This window comes from Gammaproteobacteria bacterium (assembly GCA_021648145.1).
Lineage (GTDB): Bacteria > Pseudomonadota > Gammaproteobacteria > JAADGQ01 > JAADGQ01 > S141-38.
Window position 1 is genome coordinate 1 of sequence record JAKITI010000011.1, and the last position, 12,344, is coordinate 12,344.

Sequence of the window (12,344 nt, forward strand, 5' to 3'; positions counted from 1 at the left end):
TACCTCAAGGAATTAATACCATATTAGGGCAAGATGGTAAGCTGCTTAGTGGCGGGCAGAGGCAGCGCATTGGTATCGCACGAGCGCTTTACCATGATACAAAAGTATTGGTGCTTGATGAACCAACAAGTGCGCTTGATATTCATTCAGAGCATGATTTTATGCAATGTTTGAATGATCTTAAACATAAATATTTAATTATTTTAATATCGCATAGTCCTTCTGCAATAAAGTTGTCAGATAACATATATTTAATGGATGCTGGTAAATTAAAAGCAAATGGAAGTTATGGCAAGTTAATGGGCAACTCTCCTAGTTTTTTCGAAATGATGAATAAAGCAGACAGTAGTTTATAGTCTTGATTGTGATGTTTTGAACACTTTTAACTTTTGGTGCTTGTAAAATCTGTAATTATAATTTAGGTTGTATTAATAGTTCTGTATTGGCTTCAATTCCTTTGCGCAAAGTCTCACTTTTAAATGGGCGACTTTCCTTGAGGGGCTTTATTAATAAGGATTTGTCATGATGAAATTTATATCGATTTTTTTTGTAGCAGTGGGCATGTGCCTAATAACTTTGAACTCATTCGCAGCTACAAAGCTAGTTAATCCAGAGTGGGAGTTTTTCGATGATTTTGAGGGAGCTAGTGATAGCAGTTTTTGGAGTAATCCGGGTACTTCCTTAAATTATGGCGTAAACCGCCCCAGTGCAGATAGCAAAGTATTAGAAATGAAGTTTATACCTAACAGTGAAGGCGGCGGTGATTCTTGGTCAGAATATGACTTTGAACTTGGTATTCAAGCTGTTCAGGTAGAAGTTAGCTTTAAAATGTTCACGCCTAGCGATTACGTACCTGTTGAAAATAACGATAAGTTCTTTTATTTGTTTTCTGGTAAATACGGTCACTCTTATGCAAATATTGTTGTCAACAGCGAGGGGTGGGGGTCGGCATTGGGTGCAATGCCATCAATTAATGTGGGTGTTGACCAAAAGAACTTTGGACATTTCATGGTCTCAAAAGCAGAAAGGTTGCCTGTATGGAAAACAAGAGAAGGTAAGTGGTCAAACATTCAAATATTTTTAGAATTAGCTACTGAAGAAGGTGATTATGGCTATTATGAAATTTTTAAAGATGGTGTGCTATTAACCGCAACCTATTCTAAAAATTTAATCACCCCCTACAGTAGTGCTCCGGATTCTGATAAATTAATTAAATATTCTCAAATGGGCAATTTTATTGACCAAGGCACCTTGTTGGGTTGGGCGAACGGTGCATCTAATGGTGGTTTTCGTGTCGATACCAACTTTCTGATTGATGACTTTAGAATCCGTGCTAATTCTAAGCATGGTGAAGTAGAAGGAGCAGATAAAATTCCTCCAGGCAAAGTAAAAAATATAATAATCAAATAATACCGGTAGGATTTTTTATTGTTTTTCCTTAAATTAGGCTCTAGTTCTTATTAATATAATTGTAGTGGTCTAATAGAACAGAACACATTAATGAGAGACAATTAAGAGTCTAACATTGAGGTGTTTCGGATGGGATAAAAAAGAGACGTACAGCAAAGAGTTTAAAGAAGAAGCAGTAGCGCTGGTGCATGATCAAGGGTGTTCGGTTACGGATGCAGCAAAATCATTGGGTATTGCCTCGAATATTCTCTATCGCTGGAAACAGAATATTGAAGATAAGAAGCAGGGTGAAGATGAACGTGAAGAGCTCAAAAGCTTGCATAAAGAATTTACGAATGGAGAAAGAAATACTACTTGCGCCCTGTGGGTAAAAAAGGCCAGCGCCTTCTTTGCGAAAGAAATGAAATAAAGTATGGCTTCATTCAAGCACAAGAAGGCTTTCCGATTAAGACGCTTGCTAGGTGATGGAAGTGCGCCCATCTGGTTATTACACCTGGATAAAATGCCCAGCCGTACTGATTTCAGCCGATGATCTGCGGTTATACCGGAGGTATGATCATTTCTGGTGTATGAGGAAAAGAAGTAGCAGCGTATCCTGTTGATTGATCTTGACGGATCAACAACCAACAAGGATTACACTGCATGACTGATAGTAATGTTTCCCAACTGCATAAACCAGAACCGATTGACGTTTGTGCAACATGTATTAAAGCAAGGTGCGCAGCAGCTACTTGCGAAGGCAATAGAGGCTGAAGTTCAACTGCTCCTTGAAAGCAATCGTTCATTAACAAGTGATGACGGTAAAGCGGGTTTAGTACGCAATGGCTACTTGCCAGAGCGCACCATTCAAACCGGCCTTGGTGACATCACCGTGAAGATTCCTAAGGTGCGAGACCGAACAGGGCGAGGTGTAAAGTTCAATAGCTCACTGGTGCCGCCCTATTTGAAGCGCAGCCAAACGATTGAAGAGTTTTTGCCTTGGTTATATTTACGCGGCATCTCTACCGGTGACTTTAGTGAATCGCTTAAGCACTTATTAGGCGACCAAGCCAAAGGGCTATCTGCGGGCACCATTAGCCGATTAAAAGCGACCTGGGAAGATGACTTCATACTTTGGCAAAAGCGTGACTTGAGTAAAAAGCGTTACGTTTATGTTTGGGCTGACGACGTTTATTGCAACGTCCGCATGGACGATAAGATTTGCCTGCTGGTGATCATAGGCTCCGATGAGGCGGGTAATAAAGAGCTTATCGCCGTCAGCGACGGCTATAGGGAGTCCGAAGCAAGTTGGTCTGATGTGTTGCTGGACTTAAAGCAACGCGGGCTAAAATCAGACCCTAAAGTCGCTGTTGGTGATGGCGCGTTAGGCTTCTGGAAAGCGGTAGCTAAATACTGGCCAGAAACGAAAGGGCAGCGATGCTGGGTGCATAAAACGGCCAACGTATTGGCAAAACTACCGAAGGCCATACAGCCAAAAGTGAAAGCCTTGTTGCATGAGATTTGGTTGTCGGAAACAAAGGATCAGGCCAACAGTGCGATGGATGATTGCATTTTTCGGTATGAAGCCAAGTATCCAAAGGCCACAAAATGCCTGGAAAAAGATAGAGCAGCCTTGCTCACCTTTTATGATTACCCCGCCGAGCACTGGGGGCATTTGCGGACATCGAACCCCATTGAGTCCGTGTTCGCCACAGTAAGGCTGAGAACAACAAAAAGTAAAAACTGTGGTAGTCGAGCTACCACATTAGCGATGGTATTAAAGCTAATGGAGACCGCTCAAAAGCGCTGGCACAGATTACGAGGGTATAGTTTACTAGCGGATGTTATTACTGGGGTGAAATTCAGTGATGGCATCAAACAAGAACAACAGGATCGTGATGCTGCTTGATGACCCATACACCAGATTTGACTATAGCTCCTATTTTTACACTGGGCTTGTTCAACAAACGGTTCAGATTTGCGGCTTCGCGCGATCTAACCTTATTCGTTAGATTTATTTTTTAAATCAAGCGCTGAAATTGCTTTATTAACCATTCGTTTTACATCATTTGTCATATTGACAGGTGTAAGAATTATTTCTGAATGTCTTTGAGCATACACTCTAAAAATTTCATCAGCAAATGCTTGGCCAACCGCTTTTACTTCCGCAAAATCAAAGATTACGTTCTCAAATTTTTCTACCCTAGTTAGCACCCTCTTAGCTTGCGACCTAGATACAAGTTTTTCATTTTTGTACTGTGCTAACCTAACGGGTACTACTGTTTTATTAAACTTAAAGTCTTCTGGTCCTTCTGTGTATTCAGAAAATACATTTTGTATTTCTCGTTTAGAGTTTCGTTTAATCACCATAAAAACCATAGTTCCAATTGTCTCTATAGGTATATCAGAATCCAAAAGATAATCATATTCATCAGTATGGTCATGGCTAAATTCAATTCCCTTTGAATCAATATCAAACTTATCAAATACTCTAGACGTAAAAAATATACCTTCACCAGTATGGTTATCTGGATCAGTAGTTAACTTACCTTTTGATAGTTCTAGTAGCGCTTGCCTTTCGTCCGACAAATTACATAATCTTTTAATTCGTTTAAAAATCCCTTCTCCATTGTCTATAACGATGATTATTATGTGATCTTTTCCTCTTAAAACCGTTATGTATACTGTTGTGCCACCAGAATGATCAATAACATTATTAACCATTTCAGTAAAACCGTAGTGACATATATCAACTAAGTTTTCTGAAAGTTCTTCAAATATAAACGAATAGTAATCTCTCCAAATTTTATCTTCAGCTACATCATCATTTAATGTGAATGAGGATCTAACTTCTCGCACGTCACCAAGAAAATACTTTTTTCCTTTGCCTATCCCTGTAGATGATATCCAATCACCCTTTTCTAATCGTTTGATATGACTATTTACTGCTTGGGGGGTAATCGAGAATGTCTTTGCAATATGTTTTGATATGTCATTTGGATGATATTTTATATCTCGGAGAATTTGTTGCCTTATTCTCTCACCTCTTTCTTTATTATTCACAGCTTGTCCTTTAAGAAACTAACTTTCTTAAAGGATAGCGGTATTTTTCTTAAATGACAATAGAATTATTTCAAAAAGTGACATGGAGTAAGTTGCTGGGTAATGGGTCGAATTTGTAGTTATTCTGTATAATCTGAATTTATGACCTGTTATCAAGAAATAAGTTGCCCAAAGTGCAGCAGTATAAAAATCACAAGATCTGGGACGAATGGTAAAGGAAAGCAACGTTACTATTGTCGTAATTCAGAGTGTAAAACTAAAACATTCATGCTTAACAACAAATTCGACCGCCACCAAATAGATAATTCTTTAGGAATATCTGAACAAGTTTGCTAATGAAACTCCTAGTATCCAGAAGGCTTTGGACTCCGATCCATTGGTCGCATACTAAGTCTGTAGTATTAAGAGAGAGCAACATCAATTGATGTTGCTTTCTTGCTTTTTAATATTGGTTTTTCAGTGATCTATTGTACTTCAAACGTCCCCATCATGCCTGCATCTTCATGCTCCAAAATATGGCAATGATACATGTATTTACCTTTGTTGATGATCGGGTCAAAGCGACCGATAAAGCGCACAGTTTCACCAGGTTGCACCAGTACCGTATCTTTCCAGCCCAAATCCACGCCGCTGGCTGGAGTGTTGTCACGATCCAGTATTTGCCATTGAATTGCGTGAGCATGGAAAGGGTGAGCCATGGGGGATGTGTTACTGATTGCCCAGATTTCAGTGGCCCCTTCTTTGACCAACTCATCAACTCGATCCATATCAAAGGTTTTGTCATTGATGAGGAAAGTCATGCCGCCGCCATTCATATTACCCATGCCCATAGACATGACGAAGTTGCGCTGCTCAGTCGCATCGGCTTCTGTTAAACGGGTATGAATTTCAGCAGTTTCAGGTAGGCGGTCATAAAGTGTGATTTCATCGCTAGCTTCTGTGGTGATATCAAAGCGCATGATGTCAAAACGCTGACCATTACGCATCATATCAGCCATTCCATCCATGTTTTCCATACCACCAGACCCCATATCACCAGATCCCATACCACCAGAGTTATGAACCATGCGTGTCATACCTCCCATGTTATTTCCACCCATACCCATCATCTGATTACCGTTAAATTTACGACTGACTAGCATCACTTTGTCATCAACGCTATAGGCACCAAAATCAATAACAATTTCAGCGCGTTCAGCCGCACCTAGTAACACATGGTCAGTTTCTACAGGCTCAGGCAACAGACCACCATCGGTGCCGACAACATGGAATTTTGCACCATTGCTCAGAGCGATATCCATGGTTCTGGCATTGGAGGTGTTATAGATTCTGAAGCGATATTGGCGACTTTCAACAGCAAGTTTTGGTAATTCAATGCCATTGACCAGTACAACATCACCAAGATTGCCATCTTCATCTTCGTTACGTGTTTTGTAGGCCAGTTCACGCACGCCGCCATTGTCCTCTTTAAATCGACGATCCTGGATTAATAGTGGAATATCATAATCACCCGCTGGTAACTGTTTGTCGGTTTCCAGTTTGCGACTGATTTCATCATCAATTAAAAACAGGCCAGCCAGGCCGAAATAAACCTGTTCGGCTGTTTTTTCGTGAGGGTGAGGGTGAAACCAGAGTGAGGCCGCAGGCTGGTTGATCGTAAAGCTATAAGTGCGCGACTCATTGGCAGCGATAGGAAAGTCTGGGCCTCCATCCTCTTCACCCGGTATTTTGAAACCATGCCAGTGAATGGTGGTCTCCTCATCAAGATTGTTGGTGATAGGCAAGGTCATTTTATCACCACGGCTGGCTCGAATAACAGGAGGCAGCTCTTTCCCGTTATAACGCAGCATAGGGGTTGTCCAGCTTTCGCCTGGTGTCCTCACGGGCACCTGAACATTAGGTTCTGGATTAAGCGTATATGTGCCAAAGGCATCATCAGGGTTGCCATCTTCATCAGTCATCACAGACAAGTGAATAAAGTCGGGCAAGTTGGTGGCGATCAGGTTGGCGGCGGTCTCTTCGGTGGCATCGTTGCTCTGTTGTTGCATCTGCTCAAATGGGGCTAAATCCATTCCCATATTTTCGAGCTCAGCTTTTTCATCATCGCTGATGTTACCCGCCATAAAACGATCCATAGTGTTGTTAAACAGTTTGGCGCGAGCCTGGTAGTAGCTATTTTTTTGGTCGTGTGTTTTGAGTTCAATAACACGGCCATCTCGGTCAGTGATCTGGAGTGGCCTATCGTTTTGCTGGCCATCAAGCTTGCCATCTTCTAAGTCCATGACCCGTGTATCAATCAGCTCAAATATTTGCCCTGGTTTAAGGTTCATGCTTTGGGCTTCATAGGAAAAACTGATCGCACGGTTACGTGCCAGTGCTTCTTTTTGATTGGCGGGCAGGGTCGAAGTCAAATTCCCGGTGCGTAAAATTTCGTCACCAGAGCTGACGGGAAGGGGCGTTGTTCCATCAATTAACTTGGCCTGGATGAGCGTGCTGGATTTCTGGATTGCATCACGGATCTCTCCACCTTTGGCCAACTCTTGTTTAACCATTTTTGCCAGCAAGGTGGTTTCGGGTGTCATGGCAATGTGCTGTTTGCCTTTAATGATGCTGTTTAGTTCTTCGGTTGTGAATACCGTCATCAGCCCCGTTGTGGCATTGGGGTTGACGGTTTCACCTGAGGCTTCATCGGTATAGCTTCCCCCCAGACTTTCAATGAAAACAACTTTGCCTTCCAGATCAGGAATTTCCATCTGAAACAGGCCTGCGTTACTGCCGCCACTGGCTAAAACAGTGCCATTCGTGTCAGTCATGCGAATAGTTGCATTATCAATGGGGCCTTTAAATACACTGCCTGATAAGGTTTGGGCTTGACTACCATCACCACCACAACCTGCCAAAGTGGTGAGTGCAATACTCACACTGAGAGCTAAAACTGTTTTTTTTATTTTCATTGATCACTCCTGTTTTAATTGAAAAATATTCCGTGTAGAGAGTTCTAAGCATAGTGACGAAGTTTTGAGTGGTTGACAAGTGTGTGATGGTGAAAAAATTTCAGGTCATGCTGAAGTATATAGTTGACTATTTTGGTTATTTATTTCTCAGATAAAATCAGAGCACATTACAAAACTGTAATGCAAGTGTCACTTGATGGACAGGTGTCAGCCGTTACTCTTTAACTAATTGGTGCGGTTGATCGTCACTCTTTTGCGTCACAACTAGCATAGATAAAAAAATGAACGGCCTATTTATTAAACCAAGGAGCACTAAATGCCTGAAATAATTCCTAATTTGCACCCCATATTTGTCCACTTTACGGTGGCTTTGTTGTCACTGTCTGTTGGGCTTTTTGTTGTAACACTATTTGTTAAGTCACCACTGAAAGAGCAATGGCAAACGGTTGCTCGTTGGACGTTGTGGTTTGGTGCAGGAATTACGATTATTACTGGCCTTACAGGTCTTGAAGCTTATAACACGGTGGCTCATGACACTCCTTCCCATCTGGCGATGACCGATCACCGTAATTGGGCAGTGGTCACCATTGTACTGTTTCTGGTGTTGGCTTCATGGTCTATCTTATGGATACGCAAAGGCAAACATTTAGGCGCTGCCTTTGTGGTGTGTATGGTCATCGCAGGCGGTATTTTAGGCTCTACTGCATGGCATGGAGGTGAGTTAGTTTATCGCTACGGTCTCGGCGTGATGTCACTGCCTCAATCTGAAGGTGAAGGCCATTCTCATTCACACGGAGAAGGTGGCGGGCATGGGCATGGCGGGGATCAAGCCGCTGACCATGATGATGGAATGATGGATTTTGGTGGCATGGATGAAATGATAATGGAAGGTGAAAGTGATGGCCATGATCACGCACATTGATTAGAGGTGAAAAATGCTTGACCTATGTGTCGCACTCAGGCTTTACGCTTATGCAGGAGAAGCGTAAATTTGGTGGGCTACGCCAATAAAGAGGAGTTAACCCACCCTATATTTTAGAGGAGAGTTAAACATGCACGGTGGAGACGAATATGCTTACGGCATGTGGATAGTGGCGGCTTTTAACGTTGGGCTATTTCTCTTTTTTATGCTGAGCTTTCTCAAGCCGAGAGGCAGTCAGGAGTGGCGCGGTATGGGTGTCGTGGGCGCTTTTCTGGTGGCTCTCTTCGCCGAGATGTATGGTTTTCCTTTGACCATCTATCTGCTGACGGGGTGGCTGGGCGATGCTTATCCGGCTCTGCAACCCTTCAATCACAAACTAGGTCACCTTTGGGTGGTGGTGTTCGGTGGTTCAACCATGGCATGGGTAATTGTGATGGCTTTGAGTTTAGTATTTATGCTCATGGGATATGTGCTGCTTTCAAAAGGCTGGACACAAATTCACGCCGCTCGCGGTGGCTTGGTGACCGACGGCATCTACTCCTATGCGCGTCATCCGCAATATACAGGATTGATCCTGGTTATTATTGGCTTTCTGGTGAAGTGTATAACGAATATGTGCGCAAAACACCGGCGTTCTTTCCGCCTCTCAAACAATGGAAGGCGTTTCTGACGGTAGAAGTTCATGAAAAAAATATTCAGTAGCAAGTATTTTGGAATTCAAACAGGAGGTGACGTATGGAAGGCTTAGGTTCGTTTCTGATTTTTGCGGTTCTGTTTTATCTCTTGATGCGTTATGGCTGCGGAGCTCACATGATGCATGGTCATGGTAGCCATGGTGATTCTCATGACGATGGCAAAGGTGCCAAATACATTGATCCCGTTTGTGATAAAGAAGTCGAGACCGAGCAGGGTTACGGCAAAATGTACCAAGAGACGCTCTATCGTTTTTGCTCCAGAAAGTGTCTTGATAAGTTTGATGCCGATCCTGAGCTTTACCTCAATAAAGAACGAGGAGAAATATCATGACATGTAATCATCATAAACAGGGCATTTCATTGTTGGGTGTAGGCCACGCCACCAGCCTGTTACTGGCGATCAGTTTTTTACTCTGCGTCGGTTTCGATCTATTTTTTCCAGAGCATGCAATGTACGAAACCTGGCAAAAATTGCTGCCCGGTTTTGAGTGGATTAGCTGGAAAAGCCTTTTTTTAGGATTGATTGAAGCCTACGGCTACGGCTGGTTTTTCGCTCTGATCTGGGTGCCTATTTATAACTTCGTTGTGCTTCGTGGCGGGTAAGAGAAACATTGCGATGGATAACACTGTGGCTTTCAGGAGGTGCGTGGAAAGCACAAATTTGCCGTAAACGGCTTATTGAAGGAGTACTGAGAATGATGCAGAAAAAAGCAATAAAAAAAGAGTTTTCAGAGCATTCGTTAAATATTGACCTGGATACCCTGGATGACGCGGAGATTGTTGCGGCACGGGAAATCCTGCAGCGTTTCCTGGCAGGCTATGATGGGTCGGTTGCGGTGCGCCTGTGGAGTGGTGAGCGCATCTACGGCGATGTCAATGCGCCTTGCACAGTGGTTATCCACCAGCCGTCGGTGCTGCGCCACCTGGTGTTGCACCAGGATCTGATTCGCCTTGCTGAGTCCTATATGGCTGGAGATCTGGATGTGGAAGGTGATATGGAGAGTCTGTTTGACCTGACGCAACATGCCCGTGAACTGCATTTTTCCTGGCCGGACAAATGGCGGGTGCTACTACAGGCATTGCGGTTGCCAAAGCATCGGATGTCAGGCTCTCTTGTCGTTCGGGATAAAAAAGCAGCGCAACACCGCAATACCAAAGAGAGTATCGCTTACCACTATGATGTCAGCAATGACTTTTATCGTCTGTGGCTGGATCCTGAGATGGTCTATTCATGCGCCTATTTTCGTGACCCCGATCAAACACTGGCCAATGCCCAGCAGGATAAACTGGATCATATCTGCCGCAAACTGCGCCTGAAGCCAGGCCAGCAGCTGCTCGATATCGGTTGTGGCTGGGGCGCTCTGGCGATCTGGGCTGCACGCCATTATGACGTGCAGGTGCATGGCATCACCCTGAGTGAGCAGCAATACCGTTATGCCATTGAGCGGGTGCGTAATGAGGGGATGGAAGAGCAGGTTCGTATTGAACTGCGTGATTACCGCGACCTGCCCGAAGAGGCCGGTTACGATCGAATTGTCAGTGTGGGCATGTTTGAGCACATCGGGGTAGCCAATTTTCCACGCTATTTCAATACCGTCAAGCGTGTACTCAAGTCGGGCGGGCTGTTTCTCAATCACGGTATTACTAATGATACCGGATGGCAGGATACGCCGATCACCCGTTTCATGAATCGTTATGTCTTTCCTGATGGTGAACTGGCGCGTATCAGCGATGTACAGGATGCCATGGAGCAGGCCGGTTTCGAGATCATTGACGTGGAAGGGCTGCGTCGCCACTACGCCCTGACTCTGCGTCACTGGGTAGAGGCTCTGGAGAAATATCGTGAACAGGCAGTAGCAATGGTGGGCGAAGCTACCTACCGGATTTGGCGTCTGTACATGGCGGGTTGCGCCTATTACTTTGAAGAGGGCAGCACCAACGTTTATCAGGTATTGGCTGGTTCTGTTCATCAGCCATTGGCCACACCGCTGCGGCGCGATGATCTTTACAAAAAGGGTTGTGTAAAAAAAACGTGTGAATGTGATGACAGCAAGGAGAAAAGTAGTGATGGATAAAAAATGTATTTGTCAGGAGACTCAACGCCATTTTCTCAATTTGGCGTTTAATCGACTCAGGTTGGAAGAGACGCAGCGCGAGCTATTGCTCTCTTCGTTCAGGGAGACACGGGTGACGATACCGGTGACCTTGCGTCATAACGGCGAAAGCAGACTGCACACCTTTCAGGGTTACCGTGTGCAACACAACCATGCACGTGGGCCGTTCAAAGGCGGCCTGCGTTTTCATCCCGATGTCAATATGGGAGAAATACAGGCACTGGCACAGTTGATGACCTGGAAGACAGCATTGGTGGATATCCCCTTCGGTGGTGCTAAAGGCGGCATTGCTGTTGACCCCGGACAGTTGAACGAGACCGAGCTGGAAGAGCTTACCAAACGTTTTTGTCAGAAGCTGGCACCCATCATCGGTGTACATGACGACATCCCTGCACCTGATATCGGTACGAACCCCCAGGTCATGGCGTGGATACTGGATGAATACAGCAAAACCCACGGTTACAGAACGGCCGTTGTCACGGGGAAACCTGTAGAACTGGGCGGTTGCGCTGGACGGTTAGAGGCCACTGGCCACGGTGTCGCTCACCTGACCGATAAAGCGGCGGCAGAGATGTCACTGACACCTGAGCAGAGCCGAGTCGTTATTCAGGGTTTTGGCAATGTCGGTTCCCATGCGGCCATCACCTTGGCGAATAAGGGCTATAAAATCATTGCACTCTCCGATGTTCATGGCGGAGTCTATTCCGAGAAAGGGATTGATATCAGCCTCGCGTTGGCGCATTTGCATGAAACGGGTGCGCTTTCAGGCTTGGCAGGCACTTCGCCCGTCAGTAACGACGAACTGCTTGAACTGCCCTGTGAAATTCTGATTCCTGCCGCACTGGAAGCCACCATCACCTGTGATAATGCCGATGCCATCCAGGCCAAATTGGTTGTGGAGGCGGCCAATATGCCGGTGACACATCGGGCTAATGATCAGTTGCTACAGCGTGGTATCACCGTCGTGCCGGATCTGCTGGCTAACGTGGGCGGCGTGCTGGCCTCTTATTATGAGTGGGTACAAAACCTTCAGCAATTTCCGTGGGAACGGGAATTGGTGTTGAGCCGTTTGGAAAAACGACTCTCCAGCACCTACGATACTGTGCGTGATCTGGCACAAGAACAACAAATTGATATGCGTAGCGCGGCTTACGAACTGGCGATCAAACGGGTTGAACGAGCGATTCGATTGCGAGGATTTTAAATT

11 protein-coding genes and 1 pseudogene are annotated in these 12,344 nt (G+C 44.7%); 10 read left to right on the plus strand and 2 right to left on the minus strand.

Annotated features, from left to right (window positions below; all coding sequences use genetic code 11):
• From L3J70_08205 to L3J70_08220, 4 genes and pseudogenes are all read left to right on the plus strand, one after another.
• Window positions 1-356: ATP-binding cassette domain-containing protein (locus L3J70_08205; GenBank protein ID MCF6236333.1), on the plus strand; the 356-nt coding region annotated here is incomplete at its 5' end.
• Window positions 357-522: 166 nt separating this feature from the next.
• Complete coding sequence (locus L3J70_08210) at window positions 523-1,410, plus strand: hypothetical protein (protein MCF6236334.1); 888 nt, start codon at window positions 523-525, stop codon at window positions 1,408-1,410.
• A gap of 115 nt (window positions 1,411-1,525) precedes the next feature.
• Window positions 1,526-1,819, plus strand: a complete 294-nt coding sequence (locus L3J70_08215; GenBank protein ID MCF6236335.1) for a transposase — start codon at window positions 1,526-1,528, stop codon at window positions 1,817-1,819.
• 233 nt (window positions 1,820-2,052) lie between these two features.
• Window positions 2,053-3,298, plus strand: a pseudogene (locus L3J70_08220) (IS256 family transposase).
• 92 nt (window positions 3,299-3,390) lie between these two features.
• Here L3J70_08220 and L3J70_08225 read toward each other — a convergent pair.
• Window positions 3,391-4,452 carry a DUF4325 domain-containing protein gene (locus L3J70_08225; GenBank protein ID MCF6236336.1) on the minus strand — a complete coding sequence of 354 codons (1,062 nt, stop codon included), beginning with the start codon at window positions 4,450-4,452 and terminating at the stop codon, window positions 3,391-3,393.
• A gap of 464 nt (window positions 4,453-4,916) precedes the next feature.
• Window positions 4,917-7,406 carry a multicopper oxidase family protein gene (locus tag L3J70_08230; protein ID MCF6236337.1) on the minus strand — a complete coding sequence of 830 codons (2,490 nt, stop codon included), beginning with the start codon at window positions 7,404-7,406 and terminating at the stop codon, window positions 4,917-4,919.
• 316 nt (window positions 7,407-7,722) lie between these two features.
• Between L3J70_08230 and L3J70_08235 the strand changes: the two genes are divergently transcribed.
• The 6 genes from L3J70_08235 (at window position 7,723) to L3J70_08260 (ending at window position 12,341) form a co-directional block, all read left to right on the plus strand.
• Window positions 7,723-8,328 (plus strand): DUF2231 domain-containing protein, encoded by a 606-nt coding sequence (locus L3J70_08235; GenBank protein ID MCF6236338.1) that lies wholly within the window; start codon window positions 7,723-7,725, stop codon window positions 8,326-8,328.
• Between the two features lie 130 nt (window positions 8,329-8,458).
• Window positions 8,459-8,998 (plus strand): isoprenylcysteine carboxylmethyltransferase family protein, encoded by a 540-nt coding sequence (locus L3J70_08240; protein ID MCF6236339.1) that lies wholly within the window; start codon window positions 8,459-8,461, stop codon window positions 8,996-8,998.
• 65 nt (window positions 8,999-9,063) lie between these two features.
• Window positions 9,064-9,354, plus strand: a complete 291-nt coding sequence (locus tag L3J70_08245) for a YHS domain-containing protein (protein ID MCF6236340.1) — start codon at window positions 9,064-9,066, stop codon at window positions 9,352-9,354.
• Window positions 9,351-9,626, plus strand: a complete 276-nt coding sequence (locus tag L3J70_08250) for a DUF5676 family membrane protein (GenBank protein ID MCF6236341.1) — start codon at window positions 9,351-9,353, stop codon at window positions 9,624-9,626. Before L3J70_08245 ends, L3J70_08250 begins: the two co-directional genes overlap by 4 nt.
• Before the next feature lie 8 nt (window positions 9,627-9,634).
• The gene (locus L3J70_08255) at window positions 9,635-11,098 is read left to right on the plus strand and encodes a cyclopropane-fatty-acyl-phospholipid synthase family protein (protein ID MCF6236342.1); all 1,464 of its coding nucleotides are present in this window, start codon (window positions 9,635-9,637) and stop codon (window positions 11,096-11,098) included.
• Window positions 11,091-12,341, plus strand: a complete 1,251-nt coding sequence (locus L3J70_08260) for a hypothetical protein (GenBank protein MCF6236343.1) — start codon at window positions 11,091-11,093, stop codon at window positions 12,339-12,341. The genes L3J70_08255 and L3J70_08260 overlap by 8 nt, the downstream gene beginning before the upstream one ends.
• The last annotated feature ends 3 nt before the right edge of the window (window positions 12,342-12,344 follow it).